This is a genomic window from Melittangium boletus DSM 14713 (assembly GCF_002305855.1).
Classification (GTDB): domain Bacteria; phylum Myxococcota; class Myxococcia; order Myxococcales; family Myxococcaceae; genus Cystobacter; species Cystobacter boletus.
On record NZ_CP022163.1, the window covers coordinates 6,231,765 to 6,254,673 of the forward strand.

At 66.5% G+C, this 22,909-nt stretch carries 23 protein-coding genes and 1 tRNA gene; 12 read left to right on the forward strand and 12 right to left on the reverse strand.

Going from position 1 to position 22,909, the window contains the following annotated elements:
* Positions 1-127: 127 nt before the first annotated feature.
* Positions 128-1,438 carry a CBM96 family carbohydrate-binding protein gene (locus MEBOL_RS43170; protein ID WP_245918862.1) on the forward strand — a complete coding sequence of 437 codons (1,311 nt, stop codon included), beginning with the start codon at positions 128-130 and terminating at the stop codon, positions 1,436-1,438.
* Between the two features lie 54 nt (positions 1,439-1,492).
* Here MEBOL_RS43170 and MEBOL_RS26115 read toward each other — a convergent pair whose 3' ends face one another.
* Positions 1,493-2,932 carry a glycosyl hydrolase family 18 protein gene (locus MEBOL_RS26115; protein WP_095980004.1) on the reverse strand — a complete coding sequence of 480 codons (1,440 nt, stop codon included), beginning with the start codon at positions 2,930-2,932 and terminating at the stop codon, positions 1,493-1,495.
* A 144-nt stretch (positions 2,933-3,076) separates the two neighbouring features.
* Between MEBOL_RS26115 and MEBOL_RS26120 the strand changes: the two genes are divergently transcribed.
* The 3 genes from MEBOL_RS26120 to MEBOL_RS26130 all read left to right on the forward strand — a co-directional run bounded on the left by MEBOL_RS26120 (position 3,077) and on the right by MEBOL_RS26130 (position 5,122).
* Entirely contained in the window at positions 3,077-3,877 is an 801-nt protein-coding gene (locus MEBOL_RS26120; RefSeq protein WP_095980005.1) for an alpha/beta fold hydrolase, read from the forward strand.
* 358 nt (positions 3,878-4,235) lie between these two features.
* Entirely contained in the window at positions 4,236-4,601 is a 366-nt protein-coding gene (locus MEBOL_RS43175; protein ID WP_245918864.1) for a hypothetical protein, read from the forward strand.
* Between the two features lie 41 nt (positions 4,602-4,642).
* Positions 4,643-5,122, forward strand: coding sequence for an SMI1/KNR4 family protein (locus MEBOL_RS26130; RefSeq protein ID WP_095980006.1), 480 nt, complete (start codon positions 4,643-4,645; stop codon positions 5,120-5,122).
* A 103-nt stretch (positions 5,123-5,225) separates the two neighbouring features.
* On the opposite strand, the gene MEBOL_RS26135 is transcribed toward MEBOL_RS26130, so the two are convergent.
* The 3 genes from MEBOL_RS26135 to MEBOL_RS43965 form a co-directional block, all read right to left on the reverse strand.
* Positions 5,226-5,567, reverse strand: a complete 342-nt coding sequence (locus tag MEBOL_RS26135; protein WP_095980007.1) for a cupin domain-containing protein — start codon at positions 5,565-5,567, stop codon at positions 5,226-5,228.
* A gap of 114 nt (positions 5,568-5,681) precedes the next feature.
* Positions 5,682-9,479, reverse strand: coding sequence for a trypsin inhibitor-like cysteine-rich domain-containing protein (locus tag MEBOL_RS26140; RefSeq protein ID WP_157775494.1), 3,798 nt, complete (start codon positions 9,477-9,479; stop codon positions 5,682-5,684).
* A 36-nt stretch (positions 9,480-9,515) separates the two neighbouring features.
* Complete coding sequence (locus tag MEBOL_RS43965) at positions 9,516-9,824, reverse strand: DUF819 family protein (protein WP_095980009.1); 309 nt, start codon at positions 9,822-9,824, stop codon at positions 9,516-9,518.
* Positions 9,825-9,991: 167 nt separating this feature from the next.
* Here MEBOL_RS43965 and MEBOL_RS26150 point away from each other — a divergent pair, with 167 nt between their 5' ends.
* Together MEBOL_RS26150 and MEBOL_RS26155 are read left to right on the forward strand one after the other, a co-directional pair.
* The gene (locus MEBOL_RS26150; protein WP_095980010.1) at positions 9,992-10,657 is read left to right on the forward strand and encodes a hypothetical protein; all 666 of its coding nucleotides are present in this window, start codon (positions 9,992-9,994) and stop codon (positions 10,655-10,657) included.
* A gap of 2 nt (positions 10,658-10,659) precedes the next feature.
* A complete protein-coding gene (locus tag MEBOL_RS26155) occupies positions 10,660-11,133 on the forward strand; it encodes an SMI1/KNR4 family protein (protein WP_095980011.1) in 474 nt (157 codons plus the stop codon).
* Between the two features lie 18 nt (positions 11,134-11,151).
* On the opposite strand, the gene MEBOL_RS26160 is transcribed toward MEBOL_RS26155, so the two are convergent.
* From MEBOL_RS26160 to MEBOL_RS26170, 3 genes are all read right to left on the reverse strand, one after another.
* A complete protein-coding gene (locus MEBOL_RS26160; RefSeq protein ID WP_095980012.1) occupies positions 11,152-12,411 on the reverse strand; it encodes a PIN domain-containing protein in 1,260 nt (419 codons plus the stop codon).
* A gap of 85 nt (positions 12,412-12,496) precedes the next feature.
* Positions 12,497-13,165, reverse strand: coding sequence for a tyrosine-type recombinase/integrase (locus tag MEBOL_RS26165; protein WP_095980013.1), 669 nt, complete (start codon positions 13,163-13,165; stop codon positions 12,497-12,499).
* A 137-nt stretch (positions 13,166-13,302) separates the two neighbouring features.
* Positions 13,303-13,375 (reverse strand) — tRNA-Asn (locus MEBOL_RS26170).
* A 147-nt stretch (positions 13,376-13,522) separates the two neighbouring features.
* On the opposite strand from MEBOL_RS26170, the gene MEBOL_RS26175 reads away from it, so the two are divergent.
* The 6 genes from MEBOL_RS26175 to MEBOL_RS26200 all read left to right on the forward strand — a co-directional run bounded on the left by MEBOL_RS26175 (position 13,523) and on the right by MEBOL_RS26200 (position 19,708).
* Positions 13,523-14,689, forward strand: a complete 1,167-nt coding sequence (locus MEBOL_RS26175; RefSeq protein ID WP_095980014.1) for an RsmB/NOP family class I SAM-dependent RNA methyltransferase — start codon at positions 13,523-13,525, stop codon at positions 14,687-14,689.
* 104 nt (positions 14,690-14,793) lie between these two features.
* Positions 14,794-15,669 carry a S66 peptidase family protein gene (locus tag MEBOL_RS26180; RefSeq protein WP_245918867.1) on the forward strand — a complete coding sequence of 292 codons (876 nt, stop codon included), beginning with the start codon at positions 14,794-14,796 and terminating at the stop codon, positions 15,667-15,669.
* On the forward strand, positions 15,666-16,841 hold the full coding sequence (locus MEBOL_RS26185) for a serine hydrolase domain-containing protein (RefSeq protein ID WP_095980016.1): 1,176 nt from the start codon (positions 15,666-15,668) through the stop codon (positions 16,839-16,841). Before MEBOL_RS26180 ends, MEBOL_RS26185 begins: the two co-directional genes overlap by 4 nt.
* On the forward strand, positions 16,834-18,300 hold the full coding sequence (mpl, locus tag MEBOL_RS26190; protein WP_095980017.1) for a UDP-N-acetylmuramate:L-alanyl-gamma-D-glutamyl-meso-diaminopimelate ligase: 1,467 nt from the start codon (positions 16,834-16,836) through the stop codon (positions 18,298-18,300). The genes MEBOL_RS26185 and mpl overlap by 8 nt, the downstream gene beginning before the upstream one ends.
* Positions 18,301-18,305: 5 nt before the next feature.
* Positions 18,306-18,863: a TlpA family protein disulfide reductase gene (locus MEBOL_RS26195; protein WP_095980018.1), complete on the forward strand. Its 558-nt coding sequence runs from the start codon at positions 18,306-18,308 to the stop codon at positions 18,861-18,863.
* Between the two features lie 20 nt (positions 18,864-18,883).
* Positions 18,884-19,708 carry an inositol monophosphatase family protein gene (locus MEBOL_RS26200; protein WP_095980019.1) on the forward strand — a complete coding sequence of 275 codons (825 nt, stop codon included), beginning with the start codon at positions 18,884-18,886 and terminating at the stop codon, positions 19,706-19,708.
* An 18-nt stretch (positions 19,709-19,726) separates the two neighbouring features.
* On the opposite strand, the gene MEBOL_RS26205 is transcribed toward MEBOL_RS26200, so the two are convergent.
* From MEBOL_RS26205 to MEBOL_RS26225, 5 genes are all read right to left on the reverse strand, one after another.
* Positions 19,727-20,176 (reverse strand): cyclic nucleotide-binding domain-containing protein, encoded by a 450-nt coding sequence (locus MEBOL_RS26205; protein ID WP_095980020.1) that lies wholly within the window; start codon positions 20,174-20,176, stop codon positions 19,727-19,729.
* 127 nt (positions 20,177-20,303) lie between these two features.
* Entirely contained in the window at positions 20,304-20,891 is a 588-nt protein-coding gene (gene mglA, locus MEBOL_RS26210) for a gliding-motility regulator Ras-like GTPase MglA (RefSeq protein WP_095980021.1), read from the reverse strand.
* A gap of 11 nt (positions 20,892-20,902) precedes the next feature.
* The gene (gene mglB, locus MEBOL_RS26215; protein ID WP_095980022.1) at positions 20,903-21,382 is read right to left on the reverse strand and encodes a gliding-motility regulator GTPase-activating protein MglB; all 480 of its coding nucleotides are present in this window, start codon (positions 21,380-21,382) and stop codon (positions 20,903-20,905) included.
* Between the two features lie 440 nt (positions 21,383-21,822).
* Entirely contained in the window at positions 21,823-22,650 is an 828-nt protein-coding gene (locus MEBOL_RS26220; protein WP_157774696.1) for an IS630 family transposase, read from the reverse strand.
* On the reverse strand, positions 22,628-22,897 hold the full coding sequence (locus tag MEBOL_RS26225; protein ID WP_245918869.1) for a helix-turn-helix domain-containing protein: 270 nt from the start codon (positions 22,895-22,897) through the stop codon (positions 22,628-22,630). Before MEBOL_RS26225 ends, MEBOL_RS26220 begins: the two co-directional genes overlap by 23 nt.
* Positions 22,898-22,909 lie beyond the last annotated feature (12 nt).

Genomic DNA, 22,909 nt, shown 5'->3' on the forward strand with positions numbered 1-22,909 from the left:
CAGCACCCACGATGAGGAGGCGTCCGCCCCGGGGTCCCCCGGTGTGCGGCGCCTCCTCGTGGCGTTTGGAACCCCCGCCCCCAGGAGTCATATGTCCGCCCTCGGAATCCCTTGCGTTCGTCCTCTTGTGAGTGCCGTGGTTTGCGCGCTCGCCGCTCCCCAGGCCCTGGCGGCGGCACCTTCGCCGAGTATTCCTGGCACCTGGCAGCTCCAGTTCCAGGACGAGTTCAATGGCTCTTCCCTGGATGGGACGAAGTGGCGGTTGGGAGGCCATTGGGCGGGTATCGCTGGCAGTGGCGGACTGTCTCCGAGGAACGTGACGGTCTCGGGTGGGTACCTGAAGCTCAGGGCCGAGCAGCGGAACATGTCCTACAGCGGCGTGAACTACGCCTACTCCGCCAGCGAGGTCAGCACCTTCTTCAACTACCGGCAGCAATACGGCTACTTCGAGGCCCGGGTGAAGTACCCCCCCGTCAAGGGCTTGTGGCCGGCGTTCTGGTTGATGCCGGACCGGGGCTCCTACGGGTGGCAGGGGGCCTACGCCCGGACGTACCTCAAGTTCGATCTCACGGGCGCTAACCTCTCCCAGGTCAACACCGCCACCTTGAAGCTCACCGCCTCCGCCATCGAGAGCGGGGAGACGAACAACCTCGTCTTCATGAAGCTGCTCGACGACTCCTGGAGCGAGTCCTCCCTGACGTGGAACAACAAGCCGACTCCGGACCCGGTGTGGTTGGAGCAGCGGTGGAACAACAAGTGGAACCCTGGCCAGGAGGTGAGCGTCGATGTGACGGAGTTCGTCGGGCAGCAGCTGGCGGGCGACAAGAAGGTCAGCCTCGTCATCGCCGATACCTACCTGCGGACGAAGTTCATCAAGTTCCACAGCCGGGAGGCAGCCGTGCAGGCGAATCGCCCCCGTCTCGTCATCAATGGCGTCACCTACTTCGCCAGTGAGGACGCCACCGTTCAGTGGGGCGAGTACGCCAACACCAATTACGGCAAGTCCCTGGAGTTGATGGTCCAGGATGATTGGGGAGACACCGCCTCCACCTTCAATGGGGGAATGGAGGTGGACATCATGGAGTCGCTGGGCATCTGGGGCCCCGAGGTGACGTCGCACGCCACGCACTGGGATGGGTATGCCGCTCAGCACCAGTCCATGCACTGGGGCCACGTGACTTTCCCTCCGCGGGCGGATGGCTTCCACGTCTACGGCGCCTACTGGCAGCCGGGCCTGCTGGAGTTCTACGTGGATGGCGTCAAGACGGGCTCCTGGTCCCACTCGCGCATCCTCGGCGTTCCCGCCTATCTGCTGCTGTCACTCCAGCTGGGCGGATGGGATGGGAACACGCCGGGCCCGCAGGTCCACAACCAGGAGATGTGGGTCGATTGGGTCCGGACGTGGAGCGGAACGCGCGCCCCGGCTGCCTCGCCGTGACGCGGTCTCGGGTCCGGCGGGAAGCGTCATCCTCCCGCCGGGCCCGGTGAAGCATCAGCAGTTGCCGAGCAGTTCCCAGGGACCCCACTCGCTGCCGTTGGGGGTCTCGTTCTGGGTCCACCACTTGGCGCGCCACAGCTTGCCGCCCGAGGTGGCCGTGTCTCCCTTCACATAGGCGCGCGAGGCCGTCCAGGCCGCCACGCCCGCGCAGGTGCCACCCGTGCCGCTCGTCACGGTGATGGAGACCGCCGCGGAGGTGGTGCTCGCGCCGCCGTTGTCCGTGGCCCGCGCCGTCAGCGAGTAGGTCCCGGCCGCCACGTTGGTCCAGGCGATGCTGTAGGGAGCGGAGGTGTCCTCGCCCACCTTGGTGGAACCCGCGAAGAACTCCACCTTGGTGATGCTGCCGTTGGAGTCCGAGGCGTTGGCGCTCAGGGTGATGGTGCTGCCGGGCGTGAAGGTCGTGCCATTGGCGGGGGAGGTGAGGTTCACGGACGGCGCCGGATTGGTGGTGTTGCCGCCGCCAGCCACCTCGTAGATGGCGTTGAGCAGCGAGGTCGCGCCCGAGGTGTCCTGGGAGATCTCCCAGATCATCACGCCGCCGCCGCGCTGGAGCGCGAGCTGGGTCTTGCTCTTGATGGTGGGGATTCCGTTGTAATAGATGCCGTTGACCACGTCCTTGTTGGGGGCCTGGGAATCCATTCCGACGAGCTGCGCGTAGGTGTAGGCGCCGTTGGACGAGTTCTTGCCGTAGAAGGGCACGCCCAGCACCGCCTTGGACTTGGGCAGACCGCGGCCGAGCCAGTAATCCATCGACTGGACGGCGACCTCATACGACGAGTGGGGATAGCCCATGTCGTAGGCCATGATGTTGAGGAAATCCACGTCGGCGAAGGACGAGACGGGGATGCCGTCGCCCCCGGAGGCGAGCACCGCGGCGGTGAGCAGCTTGCCCCGGCCGTGCAGTGCGGTGCCGAGCTGATTCATCAGCGCGCCGAAGTTCTGGGACGAGGCGCCGGGATCCGGCCACTCCCAGTCAATGTCCACGCCATCCAGCCCGGCCTGATCCACGAAGGCCAGCACGTTGTTGATGAAGGTGGTGCGAGTGCTCGCATTGGCGGCCATCTGCTCGAACGGCGAGTCATTGCCATCCATCCAGCCGCCCACCGCGATGAGCACCTTGACGCCTCGCGCGTGCGCCTTCTGCACCAGCGACTGCAAGCGGGCATCTCCACTGCTCACGCCGTACAGGCCACCCTGGGCCGTGGGGAGCAGGAAGGAGTAGTTGATGTGGGTGAGCTTGTCGTACTGGATGGTGTTGACGTCGCCCTGCCACGTGGGGAAGTACCCGACGACCCGGGTGGAGAGCGCGCGGCCCTCCACGGAGGCCACGGACTCCTCCGAGGGCTCCATGGGATCGGTCTGACCCGAGCAGGCCACCAGGGTGGCGAGAAGCGTTCCGACCGCCAGACTTTTGAGTTCAAATGGGTTGCGCAAGACGACTCCTTCGGGGAATGTCCGAAGGAGGGCCAATCCGCGCATTTCGGGTCAAGCGCGGTTGGAACGGGGTTTCCCGTTCTGTTGTCCTCGTAAAATTTCCGCGTGGGTGTTGACCGCCTTTCGCCGACGAAGGGAGCCGCCGTGCCCACCTGCGAAACCAACCGCGTGACGTTGTTCTACGAGGACACGGGCTCGGGCTCGCCCATCGTCTTCACCCATGGGCACTCCATGAACCATGGGCAGTGGGCACCCCAGGTCGACGCCCTATCCAAACGGTATCGGACGGTCGTCTGGGACGTGCGAGGGCATGGCCGCTCGTCGTTGCCTGAGGGACCGGTGGACCCGGAGGATTTCAGCAGGGACTTGGTGGGGCTGTTGGACGCGCTGGGAATCGAGTCCGCCACCTTGTGTGGCCTGTCCATGGGCGGGCACATCTCGCTCCAGATGGCCGTTCGCAGGCCCGAGCGGGTCAAGGGGTTGATCCTGATCGGCACGCCCTTCACCAACTCCTTCAACGGGTTCGAGAAGCTGACGGTCCCCCTCAACCGGTTGAGCGTCCGGCTCCTGCCCTTGAAATGGACGGGCCGGCTGACCGCGGAGCTGTTGTCGCGGATCAACCCCGCCAACAAGCGGTATGTCGAGGAGGCATTCCAGTCGATGCCCCGCGATCACTTCCTCCGCCACTGGGAGGGCAATCTGCGGATGGAGAGCCGGGCGGACCTGGGCAAGGTCGATTGTCCCACGTTGATCCTCCATGGGGACCAGGACGACTTGGTCAGGAGGCAGCAGGCGTACCTGGCGGTGCATATCCGGGGCGCGGAGTTCCACACGATCCCGAATGCCAATCACCTCACCAACCTGGACAATCCCAGCGAGGTCAACGCGCACATCGAGCGGTTCATGGAGCGACTGAGCCACCGATCGAATGTTTCAGGAAGTTGAAGGGCAACGGATGCCTCCGCTGGGACGGGGGCAGGGTAATCTCCGAGATTGGCTTCCTCCTGGGGAGCGCAGTACGCGCCAGGGGACGCTCCATGAAGCTGGCCAGGACGGTGGCGTTGGCGGTGCTCTTCATCGGATGCGCGACGACCCAGAGAACGGATGGGCTTGGGGACGGGAGGCTCTGGCCCTTCGCCCGCACCAGGTGCCAAGCCCGCCGTGAAGAAGGAACTGGCTTGGTTGAACGTGCCGGGCGGACGGATGAGGACGACCCTTTTCTACGGCCCCTGGCAGTGTCGCCGGGAGTTCATGAACGGGTAAGAAGGAATGCGCCAGTGAGGGCCATACACTCAAGGGGTGCATGTGGCTGGTCGATCTCAAGTTCGACTGGGAGGGACGCCTCGTTGTCTTTCCCGTTCCCGCCAAGGCTGGGAGCCGTTACGGCATCTACCACTGCTGCTGCGACTACCCCGGGCTGTCACCCGAGGACAATGCAACTCAACGCAAGGCGTGGAATAGATTTCGGACATCCTTCCGAAAGGACTGGAGCGACAAGTTTGGTCAGTGGCCCGAGCAGGGCGGGGTGTCCTGGCCAGGGCACTACATCCGAGATCTCTGGCACGGCGGGAACCCGGTGGACCCCAATAATGTCTTCCCCGCGCAACCGGACGTTCACGATGTGTACAACGAGCAGTACCCCGCCTGTTACGGCGGTAAGTCTCCCTGAAATACAGTCGGCCCCAACCTGCCCTACACGGACAACTGACGATGGCCACGTCCATGAGCCGATTGCTCGAAGAGGTCTCTCGCGAGCACTTCCCGTATCCTCCCGCCGCGCTTGAGGAGATCGAGGAGTTCGAGCGGCGGGCGGGCTGGTGGTTGGATGCGGATCTGCGGGCCTTCTATCTGCACTGCAACGGGGCGGAGTTGATTGAGCGATTGCCGGACACCCCCTACCGCATCCTCCCGCTGTCGCAGGTCGTCCGGGCGCGGGTGGCCATCTTCGGGAAGAAGAACGACGATGACGCACATGGGCCCGCTGCAATGTGGGCCATCTGCGACGTCCAGGACGGGAACTATGTGCTGGTGGATGTTTCCCGCCAGGAAAACGACCGCTACCTTCTGACGGACGGCTACCACGAGGCATGGCCCAATCCGAGATACTGCGGGCCAGTCGCCAGCTCCTTCTCGGAGTTCTTGGAGCAGGTGCTGCGCACCCGGCGCGGCCTCTACTGGCTGGGGGAGTGAAATCTCCCCCAATCCCTCCTTCAATCGCCCCTCGCGGGGATCGTCACTCGTCGGATTGTCGGCTGCGTGCGATTCAGTGGGTCCTTCACCAGTTGGACGAGCTTCAAGTCCAGCTCATTGAGCTTGGAGAGCACCCGGTCGAAGCGGAAAGGCGCCGGCGTCTGGGGATACTCGTCCGCTGATGGCCCAGGAGCGCGAAGAGCTCCTTGCCCGCCACCAGTCGCTGGCCCTCGCCCGAGGCGAGCACATAGGGCACCTTCTGGTCCGGTACCTCGCTTGAGCGCACGCGCTGGGGCGTGCTCTTGCCCGGCGCCTTGGCCTCGAAGCGCACGTCGGCGCTCGCCTCGGCCTTCTTCAACAGCGCCTTCTCGAGGACGGGCTTCGCGTCCGGCGGCTGCACGCGGCCCGCGTAGGACTGGCCCAGGGCCTTGTAGAGCCCGCCCATCTCCCGGCCAGTGCTCCACGAAAGCAGCCGCGTGCGGTGGCTTCGCAGGGCCTGAGCGGTGTGGCCGCGTCCGTGCTGAGACCGGAGCGGCCCGTGAACGCGCTGTCTTCGTGACTACTGCACCTTGAGCGTGTACGCCCCCGTCGAACTTCCCGAGACGCGGACGTAGTGTGCGCCTCCGGCCGCGTTGCTGGTGAAGGCGCGCGGACTGGAGCCGGAGGAGATCACCGTCGTCTTGTCCGGGGCATACACGGTGAGCGTGGTGGAGATGCCCGTCGTGGTCACCGTGTAGGCGGTGCTGGCCGCCAGGTTCACCTCGAAGAAGTCCACATCTCCGGAGAACTCGAGGTTGCCCGAGGTCGCCGTTCCCAGCGTGAGCACCGTGGCCCCCGAGAAGGTGTCCGCGTGGTCATCCACGCCCAGGTCCTGCAGCCGGTACGAGTAGTTGGTGACCGAGGGGTTCCAGGCGCTGGCGGCCACGACCCGGATGTAGAACGTCCCGCCGGTGGTGAACTTCCGCCGCACCTGCGCATCGACCGCGGTCGAGGTGTCCGACGCCACCACCGTCCCCGCGGCATCCAGCACGTACACGTTGCAGTCGATGGTCGTGGCATCGCAGCCGAACTCGTAGATGCGGCCCGCCGTGGCGGTGAACGAGAACCAGTCCTCGTCCTTGGACACCTCGAACCTCGCTGGCACCCAGCTCGTGCCCGGGGTGATGGGCGTGGCCGTGGCCATCGTGTTCCCATGGTCATCCATCCCCACGTCCTGAAACAGGTACGAGTAGTTCGTGTACGAGATGTTCCAGCCCCCGTTGGCCACGAGCCGGAGGTAGAACGTCCCGCCCGTGGTGAACTCCCGGCGCACCCGCGAGGCGAGCGAGGTGTCCGACACCACCACCGTCCCCGCGGAGTCCAACACGTACACGTCGCAGTCGATGGACGAGGTCGAGCAACCGAAGTCGTAGATGTGGCCCGCCGTGGCGGTGAACGAGAACCAATCCTCGTCCTTGGGCACCTCGAACTGCGCCGGCACCCAGCTCGTGCCCGGGGTGATGGGCGTGGCCGTGGCCATCATGTCCCCATGGTCGTCCACACCCAGGTCCTGTAGCAGATACGAGTAGCTCGTGTACGAGACGTTCCAGCCTCCGTTGGCCACGAGCCGGAGGTAGAACGTCCCGCCGGTGGTGAGCTTCCGGCGCATCCGCGAGGCGGTCGAGGTGTCCGACGCCACCACCGTTCCCTCGGCATCCAACACGTACACGTCACAGTCGATGGACGAGGTCGAGCAACCGAAGTCGTAGATGTGGCCCGCCGTGGCGGTGAACGAGAACCAGTCCTCGTCCTTGGGCACCTCGAACTGCGCCGGCACCCAGCTCGTGCCCGGGGTGATGGGCGTGGCCGTGGCCATCGTGTCTCCATGGTCGTCCACACCCAGGTCCTGCAGCCGGTACGTGTAGGCGCCGACCTTCGAATCTCCAGGTTGGATGCGGAAGTAGTAGGTGCCGGGCGTGTTCAGCTCCACGCGGACCCTCGCGTACGTGGTGCTGGTGGTGTCCCCGGTCACCACCACGCCGAGCGCGTCCAGCAGCACCAGGTCACAGTCGAACACCGACGTGTTGCACGCGAGCTCGTAGATATGGCCCGCGGCGGCCTCGAACGAGAACACGTCCACATCCGTGGTCGCGTGGAGGGTCGCGCCAATGGAACTGCTCGAGGACGTCACCGGGGTGGCCTCGGACGGCGTGTCGCCGTGATCATCCACGCCCAGGTCGCTCAGCCGGTACGTGTAGCTCCCGAACGCCGCCGTGCCACCGGACACCTTGACGAAGAAGGTCCCGGGAGCCCGCACCAGATGCGTCACCTTCGCGTCGAGTTGGGTGCTGGTGTCGGACTGAACCACCTTGCCCCCGGCATCGTAGAGCACCACGTTGCAGTCCACGGCGGTGCTGGTGCAGGTGAACGCATAGCTGGTGTTCAACACGCCCGAGAACGAGAACCAGTCCTGGTCCCCGGGCGTCTCCAGCTGGCCTGTACTGAAGGAAGTGGCGGGCACGAGGGCGGTGGCGGTCGCGGCCGTGTCTCCGTGGTCATCCAGTCCCAGGTCCTGCAGACGGTACGAGTAGGCACCGGTCGTGGGCCCACCCGAGCTGATCTGGAAGTAGTACGTGTCCGCCGTGTCCAGCTCCGCGCGCACCTTCGCGGACGTGGCGCCCGTCGTGTCCTGGGCGATCACATTGCCCGCCGCATCCGTCAGCACCACGTTGCAATCGAAGACACCCGTGGAGCACTCGAGCTCGTAGACATGGTGGGCGACGGCGGAGAACGAGAACACGTCCACGTCGGACGCGAAGTTGATCCGCGCGTTGCCATAGGTGCTCGAGGGCGTCACCGGGGTGGAGGTGTCGCGGGTGTCGCCGTGGTCATCCGACCCCAGGGACTGGAGCCGGTACGTGTACGTCCCCAGCTCCGCCGTTCCGCCGGACACCTTCACGAAGTACGTCGCCGAGGAGCGCACCAGGTACGTCACCTTGGCGTCGCGCGAGGGGCCCGTGTCCGACTGGAGCACCGTCCCGCTGGCATCCACGAGCACCACGTCGCAGTCCACGGCGGTGCCGGTGCAGCTGAACTCGTAGGTGGTGCTCACCGTCCCCTGGAAGGAGAAGACGTCCACATCGCCCACCCGCTCCAGCCGTCCCGTGAGCGCCGAGGAGGAGGGCGTGAGGGCCGTGGCGGTCGCCAGGTCATCGCCGTGGTCATCCCTGGACGCGGCCTCCAGGCGCCAGGAGTAGGCGCCCATCGCGCTCGCGCTGTCCGCGGCGAGCCGCACGTAGAGGGTGTCCTCCGCGGAGGCGGTGTACTGGACCGTCACGGTGTCGGCGCTCGCCGTGCCCGAGGCCAGCACCGTCCCCGCCGCGTCCTGCAACTCCACGGCGCAGGCGAAGGCGGTCGACGTACAGGTGAAGGAGTAGGTGAGCCCCGCCCCGACGCCGAACTTCAGGAAGTCCACGTCCCCGGGGGCCTCCAGGCGCGCGGGCGTGGCGGAGGCGCCAGGCGTGCTCGCGGTCGCGGTGTCCCGGGTGTCTCCATGGTCGTCGACGCCGAGATCCTCCAGCCGGTACGTGTAGGTGCCCATCTGGCCGGAAGACACCCGGAAGTAGTACGTCCCGGCCGAGGTGTACTCGTGGACGATGAAGCCCGTGCCGCCGTTGTTGTCGACCGCCAGCACCTGACCCGCCGCATCCGACAGGCTCACGTGGCAGTCCACCGCGCCGCCTCCGGGATTGCACGTGAAGGCATAGATGTGGCCCGCTTGGGCCTGGAACGAGAAGAGGTCCACGTCCTCCGCCCGCTCGAACGCGCCGCCGGTGGGCGGCGCGTCGATGAGCACTGGCGAGGCCTCGGAGGGGATGTCTCCGTGGTCATCCGGACTCGACGGCACGCACGCCTCGCCCTCGGGCACATAGCCGCTCACGCACGCGCAGACCGGCTGACCTTCCACCTCCGCGCAGTCCGTCTTGTGAGGCGCGGTGCAGGGATTGGGCGTGCAGGCGTCGAGCGAGACACACTGCCCGCTCCCGTCCTCCACCTTGCCCGAATCGCACGCACAGACGGCTTTGCCCTCCACGTTGGAGCACTGGCCGCGGCCCGGCTGCACGCACGGGTTGGGCGCGCACGGATCGAGCGGGGGCGCGTCGTCCCGCATGCACGTCAGGCCCTCGGCGTGGTGGCCTGGCTCGCAGGCACAGACAGGCCGACCATCGGAGACCTCACAACGTCCGGAACCACAGACGACTCCCTCGCACTGCGTCTGGATGGCCTCGTTGCCTCCCGAGCAACTGACGAGACCCACGGCGAGAGCCCACGCACATAGCGCGAGCGACACACTCTTGAATTTGAAGGTTTGGCGCATTTGGAGGCGCCCAGACTGTTGCCCCCCCGCGATTATTCAATGGATGAGCCGGTGCACCTGCTCCAGCATCACCGCGCACGAGAGGCCGCCATGGGTGCCCAGCACGTATCCGGCCACCGCGAGCATGACGCCCACGGGCGCGAGCGTGGGATGGAACGCGGCGGCCACCACCGAGGATGAGGTCGCGCCCCCCACGTTCGCCTGCGAACGTATACGTATAGGAAGCACAGGAGCGCTGTTGGGGGGAGTGGGCGGGAGCAGAGCGGGAGGCGATGACCGCTGACGGGTAGCCCATGAGCCGCACTCCGGGCCAGCGCAGAAGCGATTGAGCTCCAGCAGACACACGCCAGCTCAGTCCAGACCGCCAAGGTTCTTATGCCGAAGCACGGACGCTTTTGGTGATCGCTTCGAATGCTGCCGCCGAGAATGGCGAGCCCCGGGAATTGTCAGCCCCATCGGGTATCCCATTGGATCGGCTACCTATCAGGGAGTCGTCACCACGGGGGATTCTCATGAAGTTGGTCTGGACGGCGGTGCTGCTGATGCTGATTGCCGGATGCGGCTCCATCAACGAAGCGAGCGGTTCCCGCGGGACCAGACCCACGCCATCACCTGGGGCCAAGCCCGCTGTGAAGAAGGAACTGCCATGGCTGACGGTGCCGGGCGGGCAGATGAAGACGACCCTCTTCTACGGCCCCTGGCAGTGCCGCCGGGAATTCATGAACCAGTGCCAGGTACAGTGCGCCCGTGAGGGTTACCCGCTCATGGGCTGCGTGTGGCTGGCCGACCTCAAGTTCGATTGGAAGGGACGCCTCGTTCTCTTGCCCGTGGATGTTGATGCCGGTAGTCGCTACGGCATCTGGCACTGCTGCTGCAACTATCCCAAGCTGCCGACAGACAAGAAGGAAGTGGAACGCAAGAGGTGGGACAGGTTTCGAGAGTCCTTCAGGGAGGACTGGAGCAAGAAGTTCGGAGAGTGGCCCAGCGATGGCGCCAAGTCGTGGCCTGGCCATCACGTCCGGGATCTCCAGCACGGAGGCGATCCGGTGGATCCCAACAACATCTTCCCCGCGAAGCCCAGCGTCCACGACCTGTACAACAGGGCGTATCCCGCGTGCTACGGCGGCCAGCCACCCTGGAATACAGTGGGTCCCGACCTGCCCTACACGGACAACTGACGATGGCCACGCCCATGAGCCGCCTGCTGGAAGAAGTTTCTCGCGACCACTTCCCCTATCCGTCCGCCACGCCCGAGCAAATCGAAGCGTTCGAGCAGCGGGTTGGCTGGAAGTTGGACTCGGACCTCCGGGCCTTCTACCTGCACTGCAACGGGGCAGAGCTGATCAAGCGGCTGCCGAACTCGCCATACCAGATGCTTCCCTTGTCCGAGATCGTCCGGGCTCGGGTGGCCATCTACGGCGAGGATGACGACAAGTGGGGGCCGGCCTCGGTGTACGCTCTCTGCGACGTGCAAGACGGCAGCTACGTGCTGGTGGACGTGAGCCGCCAGGAGAATGGTCGTTACCTCCTCTTCGACGGCGACCACGAGGCGTGGCCGGACCCGGTCTACTGCAAGCAGGTCGCCAGTTCCTTCTCGGAGTTCCTGGAGCAGGTGTTGCGCACCCGGCGCGGCCTCTACTGGCTGGGGGAGTGAAATCCCCTCCTGTCCTAGCTACTTCTTCACGCGGCGCCTGGTCGCCATCTTTTTCGTCCACCATTCCGGTTCCTGCACCTCCATGGACTCGATGTTCTCGATGAGGGCCGTGGCAACTACGGGCTCCTTGTCCTCGTCGTATTCGAGATCAACTCGGATGAGCGCCTTGACATTCAGTGTCAGGTACGCCTGCGCTGCCAAGTAGTGGTCGTTCCAATCCCCCTCCGAAACAGAGAAATGAGCACCCTCATCTTCTGCGCTGGCCCAGAAGTCAGCCTTGAAGGCAAAGAAGTCCGCCAAGGCGTCGACAATAGTGATGGTCGCAGGAACGAGGACCGCTTCGTGTCCAAGATCGTCCATGGCTCCCAGGTCGAGATTGAGTTCTTCGATTGAACCATCGCCCGTGAGTTCGGCTGAGTTGTCGTCTGAGGGCAAGTGGCCTGCCGTAACAGACTTCCCTTGAAGAACGCCCCAGAGCGAATCCTCAACACCGCTCTGGACAGAGTCCATCTGCTGAGAAATGGCCTCTTGCACGCGCTCTCGCCAATGGGCTTCAGTGGGTGGCTCGGGCAACTCGGCAGCAGCAGGGGGCTCCGCTGCCTTCAACGCGTCTCGTATATCTTGTGACGTGTTGAACGCGCTCAGCGTCTCATGCCCTACGAACCTGTCCTTCGGTATGCTCTTACGCATCCGTTCGTCCGCGCTCACCAGATGTAGGATCTTTCCGAGGCGGCTCTGCTCTTCAAGAGCGGCAGCCACGATGAACGCATCGGGAATATCTTCGCGGCTCTTGGCTTGCTTCATAGGGCCGTCGCCTTTGAAGTACATGTCCCACGCCGCGCGTGTCGAAGCTTCCGACAGATGCAGGAACCGAGTACGTAGCGCGCGGAGACGCTGAGCAACTCCATCGACCAGCAGCTTCTCCACCTGTTCGGAGAACTCGCTGACGTGCCCCAGGGCGGACTCCGCCTTTGTCGTCATTTCGCCGGGAATGCACCAGGAGAGAACCTTCTGCGGATCCTTCTCTCCCTTCTGCTGCCACTTCTTCCACTCTGCTGCCAACTGGGTTTCCAATTCTCGGGGAACAAGCTCCGGCACGAGAACCTCGACAACATGCTTGTCCACCAATTCTTGGAGCCGCTGAAGAGCACCGCTGCCGGGTGATATTTCCTTGCGGAGAGCAGAGGTGTCCAAGATTACGTGAACAACGCCAGGATTCGCTTTCGCTACTGCGTCAACGATGTCCCCCTCTTTCTTCTTGTTCTTGGGGTCGGTCACGCGTCTTCCTCCTATTCATCACTTCCTGCGCACCACCATATTGCCTAAGCGGAGGGGACTGCCGAGTTTCGTGCCGAAGTGGCGGCTAAGCCAGGGTTGGGAGCTTCGCTGGGATAGCGTGCGTCGCGTAGACGCGACGCGCGGTGCTCGGGCTCTTGTGGTTGAGGAAGGCCGCCACGGAGGCCGGGTCCGCTCCCTTCTCGATGGCCCAGGTAGCGACGGAGTGCCGGAACCGTCCTGGCGTGAAGGGCGGGATTCTCGCCGCCGTGCAGGCTCCCTTGATGGCGAGGGAGTACTTCTCGAAGCTGAACGAGCCCCGCTCAAGCAGCCGCTTCCCGGCCTCCAGCACCTCGGCGGACACGGCGGTGCGCAAGGGCTCGCCACTCTTGGTCTGCGGACACACCAGCACGCCCGCGATCCCCTCGGCCTCGCCCCGGTAGGGCTCCACGCTGCCCATCCTGGCGAAGCGCACCAGCTCCGAGACGTGCCAGCCGGTGCCCGCCTGCACGTCCATCCCGTCACGCCAGTGAGGAGCAAGGTGCTCTCGGGCCAGGAGGTAGTGCTCCCGAGGAATCACCTTGTCCCGCTTCCACTGCTCGGGCCTGGCCTGGGGCACGGTGAGCCGTCCGAAGGTCGGGTCCTCGGCCACCGAGAGGACGTGCTTCACCTTGCGCAGCCAGGAGTAGACGCGCTTGGGGACCGCGATCCAATGCCCTCGGGCCTTCGCCCCCCTCCAAGGCGGGGAGGATGTCATCGAGGAGCGTGGCCTTCCGCTGGTCCCGTCCCTTGAGCTGGTCGGTGGGGCTCCGCAGCGAGTGTCAGAGTGCTTTGGCTGGGGAAGGCAAAAGAAAAGGGCCTTGGACTTTCGTCCAAGGCCCCTTATGAGGCGTGCTCCCCGACGTGGACTCGAACCACGGACCTAGTGATTAACAGTCACCCGCTCTACCGGCTGAGCTATCGGGGAATATGTTCGCCGCCGCGCTGGCGGTTGGCGCCGTCGCGAAGACGAGGTGCTTTCTAGAGAAGGGAGTGTCATCTGTCAACAACCTGTTTTGATCCGCTCGCACGACTTCGCTCGATTCCCTGGTTGGCCCTCGAAGGACTTGCCCCCGTGGTGACCGGGGCCCTCTCCCAGGTCCTCTCGGGCAATCCCGCGGAGCGCGTGCTCGACCGGACCCTCCGCGCCCACCGGCTTCTGTCCCGGGAGCAGCGGCAGGTGCTCGCCGAGGCCGTCTTCAATGTCGCCCTGTGGCGCCGTCGGCTCGCCTTCCACCTGGGCACGTCCGAGGCCTCCGGATCCGAGCTCCTTTGTGCGTTCCTGGCTCAGCTCGTCGGCTTGTCCTCCGACGTCGCCGCCCGGCTCTCGGGTCTCGCGACTCCGCCCGAGCTCGTCTCCGGTGAGCCGTCCTCGCTCGCCCTGCGCTACTCCCTGCCGGATTGGCTCGCCGAGCACTTCACCCGGGAGTGGGGCGACGCCGCCGGGGACTTCTGTGCCCACCTCAATGTCCCGGGGCCCATCACCCTTCGGGCGAACCTCCTCAAGACCCGGCGGGAAGACCTCCAGACGCGGCTGCGGGCCGAGGGCGTGGAGACCCGGCCCGGAGCGTTGAGCCCCCTCGCGCTCCAGGTCGTGGGGCCCAAGCCCAATCTCTACGGGTTGGACTCGCTCCGGGAGGGGCTTTTCGAGGTCCAGGACGAGGGTAGCCAGGGCATCGGCCTGCTCGTCGAGGCGCGGCCCGGGGAGACCGTGCTCGATCTGTGCGCGGGGGCCGGGGGCAAGACGCTCCTGCTCGGCGCCGCCATGGAGAACCGAGGGCGGCTCCTCGCGTATGACCCGGATGCCGGGCGGCTGGATCGGCTGCTCCAGCGCTCCTCCCGGGCGGGTCTCTCCATCGTCCAGGTGCTGCGCTCGCCCCCCGAGGGGTTGCTCGCCGACCGGGTGCTCGTGGATGCGCCCTGCTCGGAGCTGGGCTCGCTGCGCCGGGGGCCGGACCTGCGCTTCCGCCTCGAGCCCGGGGCCCTGTCCGCGCTGCCCCCGGTTCAACGCGACCTCCTCGCCCGGGCGCGCCGCCTCGTGCGTCCGGGCGGGCGGCTCGTCTACGCCACCTGCACGGTGAATCGCGCGGAGAACGAGGACGTGGTTCATGACTTCCTCCAGGGGGCCCCCGAGTTCCAGCTCGTCCCGGCGGAGGGGTCGGAGGGCTTCTGGGTCCGTGCTCCGCACCTGCAGGGGACCGATGGTTTCTTCGCCGCCGTGTTCGAGCGCAGGGCGGGCTAGGAGGGGAGGGGGCGGTTGTCGTCCGGACAGGAGGTTCGTGAAGGACGGGATCCCCTCGTTCCGGGTGCTATGACTCGCGTGTGCGTTGGCTCAAACCCCTTCCGTTGCGTCCTCGTGACCCCGTTCACATCGTCGCCCCCTCCGGTCCCTTCGACGTCCCGACGTTCGAGAAGGGCCTCGGCCTGCTCGCGGACCGGTACGCGCCCGTCCACCGGCCGGATCTCTATGATGCGTGGCGTTATCTGGCCGGGAGCGACACCCGCCGTGCCGAGGAACTGACCCAGGCCCTCACGGACACCTCTGCCCGCGCCGTCTTCTGTGCCCGGGGTGGTTACGGGGCCATGCGCCTGTTGCCGTCGCTGCACTCGGCGAACCTGGCGACCTCGGCCCTGGTGGGGTTCTCCGACGTCACGGCCCTCCACCTGTATCTCCAGGCCCAGGGCCGCGTGTCGCTCCATGGGCCCGTCATCACCCACCTGGGCGTGCAGCCTCTCGCGGTCCAGGACTACCTCTTCCGGCTCCTGGAGTCCCCGGAGCCTCCGCCGTCCTTGCAGGGCGAGGCCATCTACGTGCGCGGCGTCGCCGAGGGGACGCTCGTCGGGGGTAATCTCTCCGTCTTCTCGCGTCTGCTGGGCACGCCGTACCTGCCGCCGCTCGAGGACTCCATCCTCCTGCTCGAGGACGTGGGCGAGAAGCCCTACCGGCTCGATCGGATGTGGACCCACTTGCGGCTCGCGGGCGTGTTCGAGCGCGTGCGGGGCATCGTGCTCGGCCAGTTCACCGACTGCGAGCACAAGGACGCGCCCTACAGCAGCGCGGACGTCCTGCGCTCGCTCGCGGAGGAGACGGGATTGCCGTGCGCCGCGGGGTTCCCCATCGGGCATGACATCCCCAACTATCCCGTCGCCCTGGGTACCCGCGTGCGGTTGGATGCGGGCGCCGCCCTCCTCACCTTCCTCGAGGGCGCGGTCCAGGCATGAGTTCCCATCCCATCGCCCAGCTCCAAGAAGTTCTCGACGAAGCCGTCACGCTCGGCATCTTCCCGGCCGCCCAGGCCGTGGTGCTGCACCGGGGCGTGCAGGTCTTCGGGGGGGTGGCCGGTCCCGTGACGGGAGAGACCCGCTTCGACCTGGCGTCCGTCACCAAGGTGCTCTGCACCACCGCGCTCTTCCTTCGCCTGTGGACCCAGGGCAAGGTCGGTCCCGAGACGCCCGTGGCCCGCTTCTTCCCGGGCTCGCCCGTGGGGGATGCCGGGGCCACGGTGGCGGATCTGCTCTACCACCGCTCGGGGTTGCCGCCCTTCGTGCCCTTCTTCGCCGAGGCGTTGACCTCCACTCCCGAGATCCTGGAGCCCGCCTGTCCGGCGGCGACCCGCGCTCGAGTCCGCGAGGAGGTGCTCCAGGCCGCCGCTCGCACGCCGCTGCTCAATCCGTGGCGCACGCACACGGCCTACAGCGACGTGGGTTTCATCCTCCTGGGGGACATCCTCTCCCGCGTGGGCGAGGCGCCCCTGGACGTGCTCTTCTCGCGCCTCGTCGCCGAGCCGCTGGGCCTCTCCGCCCGCTTCCACCGGCTCACGGATTTTCCCTCGGATGGGCTCGTCGCGCCCACGGGGGCCACCCGTCCGCGCGAGCCCGCTCCTGGTCAGGAGGGCCTTTGGGGCGCGCTGCCCACCCGTCCCTCCGTTCCGGGCGAGGTGGATGACGACAACGCCTGGGTGCTGGATGGCGTGAGTGGCCATGCCGGCGTGTTCGGCACCGCCGTGGACGTGGCCCGCTTCGGTCAGGCCATCCTCGCCGGATGCGCGGGGGACGCGGCGCTCGCGCCCGGACCGCTCTGGTACCGCGCGCTGGCCTCGGATCCGCTCCTGGCGGGCAGCACCCGCTCCATGGGCTTCGACTCTCCCTCCAAGGCCCTGTCCAGCGCGGGCCACTTCATCGGTGACACGCCTCCGGGCGCGGTGGGCCACCTGGGCTTCACCGGCACCAGTCTCTGGGTGGACCTGCGCCGTTCGCTCGTGGTGGTGCTCGTCACCAACCGCGTGGCGAATGGCCGTCAGGAGACCCGTATCCGCGATTTCCGCCCCGTCTTCCACGATCTCATCGTGCAGGCGCTCGACCTCGACGATCTCACCCCGAAAGCACATGGCTGACGACAACGGCAACGTCCTCGACACCCTCTCTCCTGGCGCGGTGCGCCGCATCCACCTCGTTGGCGTGGCTGGTACGGGCATGGGCTCGTTCGCGGGCATGCTCAAGTCCGCGGGCTACGACGTCACCGGCAGCGACGAGAACGTCTACCCGCCCATGAGCGACATGTTGCGCGCGTGGGACATCCAGGCGCTCACGCCCTACAAGCCGGAGAACCTGGACGTGGCCCGGCCGGACCTGGTCATCATCGGCAATGTCATCCGCCGGGTGAACCCCGAGGCCTCCGCCGTGCGCGAGCGCCGTCTGCCGCAGATGAGCTTTCCGGCCGCGTTGGGCTCGCTCTTCCTCGAGCACGCGCATTCGGTCGTGGTGGCGGGGACTCACGGCAAGACGACCACGTCCTCGCTCATGGCGCACGTCCTGGTGGAGGCGGGGAAGGATCCGTCCTTCCTCGTGGGCGGCGTCACCCAGAACTACTCGGGCAACTACCGGGTGGGGAAGGGGCCGCACTTCGTCGTCGAGGGCGACGAGTACGACACCGCCTACTGGGACAAGGGCTCCAAGTTCCTGCACTACCGGCCCCGGACGGCCATCCTCACCAGCGTGGAGTTCGACCACGCGGACATCTTCCGGGATCTGCCGCACTACGAGGCCACCTTCGACAAGTTCGTGCGGCTCATTCCCCCGGATGGCCGGCTCGTGGTGTGCGCCGCCTATCCCAACGCGGTGAAGCTCGCCCAGGCCTGTCCGGGCCAGGTCATCACCTACGTGGGGCGTGAGGGCGCCGAAGCCGATTACACCCCGCGGCACGTCCAGTTCGGTCCCGACGGTGCCCGCTTCGAGGTCGTCGAGCGGGGCGCTGTGTTGGGGAGCGTGCTCCTGCCGATGTCGGGCTTGCACAACGTGGAGAACACGCTGAGCGTCATCGCCGCTGCGCGGGGGCTGGGCCTGTCCTTCGAGGAGATCGCCCGGGGGCTCGCGACCTTCCGGGGCGTGAAGCGGCGCCAGGAGGTGCGCGCGGAGGTGGGTGGCATGCTCGTGGTGGACGACTTCGCGCACCACCCCACGGCGGTGCGCGAGACGATCGCCGCCATCCGCCACCGCTACCCGGAGCGCCGGTTGTGGGCCATCTTCGAGCCTCGCTCGAACACGAGCCGCCGCAACATCCACCAGGAGGACTACGCGCATTCCTTCACCGGAGCCTCGCGCGCGAGCCTCAAGGTCCCCGAGCGCCACGACAAGGTGCCCTCGGGGGAGGAGTTGGACGTGCCCCGTGTCACCCAGGCGCTCGAGGCCCAGGGCATCGCCGCGGATTTCGCGTCGGACGTGCCCACGCTCGTCGAGCGCGTGGCGCGCGAGGCCCAGCCCGGGGATGTCCTGCTCGTCATGAGCAACGGCGCCTTCGGTGGGTTCATCGACAAACTGCTCACCGCGCTGCGTGCCCGCGTGGGAGAAGGGTGAGCGCCATGACTCCTGTCCGTGTCCTGTTCGCCGCGCTCGCCCTGTCGGGTTGCGCGTCCTCGGTGCCCTCGCTCACCGATGCTCCGTTCCAGCGCTCCAGCGCGGCCCTGGGCGCCGAGCCCGCTCCGCTCGGGTTCACCGTCAAGCGCTACCCGGGAGGCGAGCCGTACTCCCTTTCCGAGGATCGGGGCCAGGTGGTGCTGCTCGACGTGTGGGCCACCTGGTGCGAGCCCTGCCGCGACGCGCTGCCCATGTACCAGGATCTGGCGAAGCACTACGCCGCGCGGGGTCTGAAGGTCTACGCGCTCAACGTGGACGAGGACACCCGGGGGATCGTGCCTTTCCTCGCGGAGACGAAGGTGGAGCCGTCCGTGCTTCCCGTGCTCCTCGATGCCGAAGCCAGCGTGGCGGACAAGGTGCTGCGCGTGCGGGGCATGCCCACGTCGTTGCTCATCGACCGGGCGGGACAGGTGCGCTACGTGCACGAGGGCTTCAACGAGGATCACCTCGCGAAGCTCCAGACCCAGATCGAAGAGCTGCTGTCGGAGCCGGTGAAGAAGTAGTCAGCCAGGAGGAGCGCGCCATGTCCGATGAGTCTCCCGCCACGCTGCGCCGCATCGCCGAGGAAGCCGCCCGGCTGGCGGGCCGTGTGCTCGCCGAGCGGTTCCACGGCGAGCGCACCATTGAGTACAAGGGGGGCATCGACCTGGTCACCGACGCGGACCGCGCGGCGGAGGCGGTGGTGATTGGCTACATCCGCCAGCACTACCCGGAGCACGCCATCCTCGCCGAGGAGAGCGGGGCCTCGCGGGGCTCGGGGACGCGGTGGATCATCGATCCGCTGGATGGCACCACCAACTACGCGCATCAGGTGCCGCACTACTGCGTGAGCGTGGGCGTGGAGGGGCCGGAGGGGCTGCTCGCGGGCGCCATCTATGATCCGATGCTCGGGGAGCTCTTCTCCGCCGCGAAGGGGCAGGGGGCCACGCTCAATGGCCGACCGCTGCGGGCCTCGGGGTGCACGGAGATGGCGCGGGCCCTGTTGTGCACGGGCTTCCCCTATGACGTGCACCACAAGCCCGAGGGGCCCCTGGGCCTCTTGCGGCGCTTCATCGTCCGGGCGCAGGGCATGCGCCGCACGGGCAGCGCCGCGTTGGATCTGGCGTACGTGGCGGCGGGGCGCTTCGACGGGTACTTCGAGTTCGGCCTCAAGCCGTGGGACGAGGCCGCGGGGGCGCTGCTGGTGCGGGAGGCGGGTGGGGTGGTGGTGCGCATCGACGGGGCGCCACACCAGGTGGGTTATGGAGACGTGCTCGCGTGCGCGCCGGGCCTGTCCGCGCAATTCATCGCCGAGAGCCAGGGCTTCCTCGGGGACATCGGCTGGAAGCCGCGCGACTTCTTCGGTTAGCGGAACGCCAAGAAGGGCTCAGCCCTGGCGAGCGGTGAGCCGGGCGTTGGCCTCGCGCACCCGGGCCGACAGGATGCGCGCGATGTTGATGACGACGAAGGTGAAGCCGTCCCGGTAGGCCTGCCGGAAGGTGGCCAGGTGCTGGGCGGTGAGTTTCAGCAGCTCCGCCTCCGTGCGCGCGCGCACCGTGGCGGAGCGGTACTCCTTGTCGATGAGGCTCATCTCGCCGAAGAACTCCGGAGCGGTGAGCACCCGGATCGGATGGGACTGGCCGCTTTCATCGCGACGCACCACCTCGACCTCTCCACTCACGATGACGTAGAGGCTGTCGCCCAGCTCTCCCTCCTCGAACACCAGCTCACCGGCGGCGTAGCGGCGCTGTTCGGCCAGCTCGGACAGGTACTGCAGCTCCGCGCTGGAGAGCATGTCGAACAGCTGTGAAGACGAAACGACGGCCAGTTTCTCCATGTCTCCCGTCCCCGGGATCGGGTTGCTGGCCGGAGTCTATCCCGTGCGCACGCCATCGCGGGCGCGCGTCACCGGGACTTCGTCCAGAGGTTGAGCGGGGAACATCGCGGCTGCCCGCGATGCTCCATCAGCCGCCCTTCTTGAGCTCGGTGAGCACGAGCTTCGCCACGGCCTTGAGCGTGTCGAAGACGCCCACGCCCGTGGGGGCCACCGCCTGGTACTCGGGGATGTTGCGCGGGTTGAGCGCCTTGCGCATCTCCTCGGGCGACACGGCGTTGGGCAGATCCCGCTTGTTGTACTGGATGACGTACGGGAGCTTGTTCAGGTCGTAGCCCTGCTCGGCCAGGTTGATGCGCAGGTTCTCCAACGACTCCATGTTGGCTTCCATGCGCTCGATCTGGCTGTCCGCCACGAACACCACGCCGTCCACCCCCTTGAGGATGAGCTTGCGGCTGGCGTCGTAGAAGACCTGGCCCGGCACCGTGTACAGGTGGAAGCGCGTCTTGAAGCCGCGAATCTCACCGAGCGACAGCGGCAGGAAGTCGAAGAAGAGCGTGCGATCCGTCTCCGTGGAGAGCGAGATGAGCTTGCCCTTCGTATCCGCGGCGGTCTTGTTGTAGATGTACTGCAGGTTCGTCGTCTTCCCGCACAACCCGGGACCGTAGTAGACGATCTTGCAGTTGATTTCGCGAGACGAGTAGTTGATGAAGGACATGGCTTCTCGGATTACTCGCTGAAGAGGTTGTCGATATCGTCGTCGGAAATCTCGGCGAACGGAGAGCCGACCCCGGGACCATCCGTCTTCTTCACGAGACTCTCGAAGATCTTGGTCAGCTCGTCACTGGCCTTCTTGATGCGCAGGCGCACCAGGCCGAGGCTCGTGCGGTTGTCGAAGATGACCACGAGCACCACCCGGCTGCCCACGATGGTCATGTAGAGCGAGTCCCTGGCCCCCTCGTGGAACTGATGGGGGAACTCGTTCTCGCCAATCAGCTTCGCGAGGCCGCCCATCGCCGCCACGTTGCCGGCCGTCAGCGAGGCCAGCGAGGTGGTGTCGATGTTCTGCGTCTGCCCCGCGGAGGAGATGAGCTGCCCGTTCTTGTCGACGAGGAACACCACCTTCGCGTTCGCGTCCTTGGTCAGCCGGTCGCAAACCGCGTTGATCTTGGTGAACTCCTCTTCGTACATCACCAATTGCGTGCCCATGGGCGTTTACGCTCCTAAGCGTCTCGCTCGACCTGTGCTTCCGCGGCCCACGCCGGTTTCTGGAATGAATTTCGGAGGTTAGGTACGGCGCTCCCAACCCCGGGAGCTTTAGCAAAGCCCCTCCCACCCCGCAAGAAGCCGCCCGCTTCCGCGCGAGATCTTTCTCGGGAGGCCGACCCGTGGGGGCGGATCGGCCAGCCAGGGGGACACACGTCCAGGGGCTGGGGGGGGACGATCATGCGAGGGGGCGCATCATCCATGCGAACAGGGGGATTCAAAACTCCGGATGCCTCGAACTCAAGGGGGAACTATCGGGTATCCACTATACTGCGCGCGCCGGTGTCCGCTCGCGATCCAATTTCGTGCTTTTTGCGCCTTCTTCTGGCAGGCGAGGCGTGCCCGCTCCCCTAGTGGAGTGTCCGACAAGTTTTTCAACATAGTCAGGACAGGTGGCGGTCCACCCACGAGTGCATCTTGGCGCGAGTCCAGGACCAGGTGAAGGGGTGGGCGTAGAAGCGGTTGTACTCGGGCCAGCTGGCGTCGAGGTGCTCGACGAACTCGTCACGGCTGGCCCAGTCCCCGCGTCGCAGGTAGCGCTCGGCGAAGGCGCGTAGCAGCAACTCCGCCTGGTTGAGCCAGGAGGCGTGGGCTGGAGTGAAAAGCACCCGGACGTGCGGGTAGTGAGTGCGGAGGAAGTCGTGCGTCTGCCCGGCGGTGTGACTGGGGGCGTTGTCCCAGATGAGGTGGATGCGCCTGGCGTCGCGATGGTCCCCAAGTAGCCGCGGCAGTACGGCGCGCAAGCACTCCCCGTTGTTTCTCTCCAGGTGCCAGCTGCGCATGCGGCCGGAGTGCACCACGAGCTTGACCAGGAGGTTCACCGTGCCACGCCGCACGTACTCGAACTCCCGGCGTTCGATGAGGCCGGGTTGCATGGGCCGCACGGGCTGCTCACCGTGCAGCACCTGGATGTTGGGCTTCTCGTCCACGCACACCACCACTTCGTTCCTCTGGGCCAGCTGCCGCGCCTGCTCGTAGCACCACAGCACCTGGGCCGCTTTGTGACGGAAGGTGTCGTCCAGGGTGGGTGTCTTCCAGTAACGCGTGCGGTGAGGCTGCAAGTCAGCCTCGCGCAGGATGAGCGCCACCGTGGAGTGGGAGAGGGTCGGGGCAATACCCCGTCGGCGTGCCACCAGGGCCAGGCTCCGGGTGGACCAGTGCATCATCTGCAAGCCCACGCCCGCCGGCTCACAACACGCCAACTGTTCCACCTCTACTCGTTGCAGGGGGGGAAAGCTCCCGCGGACGGCCGGAGCGGGGCGCATCCAGCACGACATCGACACCGTACGCTTCGTAGCGACGGCACAAGTGCCAAATGGTGGTGCGCTCCAGCTCAAGCCTGTCGGCCAACTCCGACACGACGGTGTCCGGGTCAGTCATGGCCAGCAGGACGCGCGCTCGGCGCGCGACGCGCTGCTCGGTACGTCCGTCCTCCACCAGCGTCTTGAGGTAGGCCACTTCCCCAGGCGA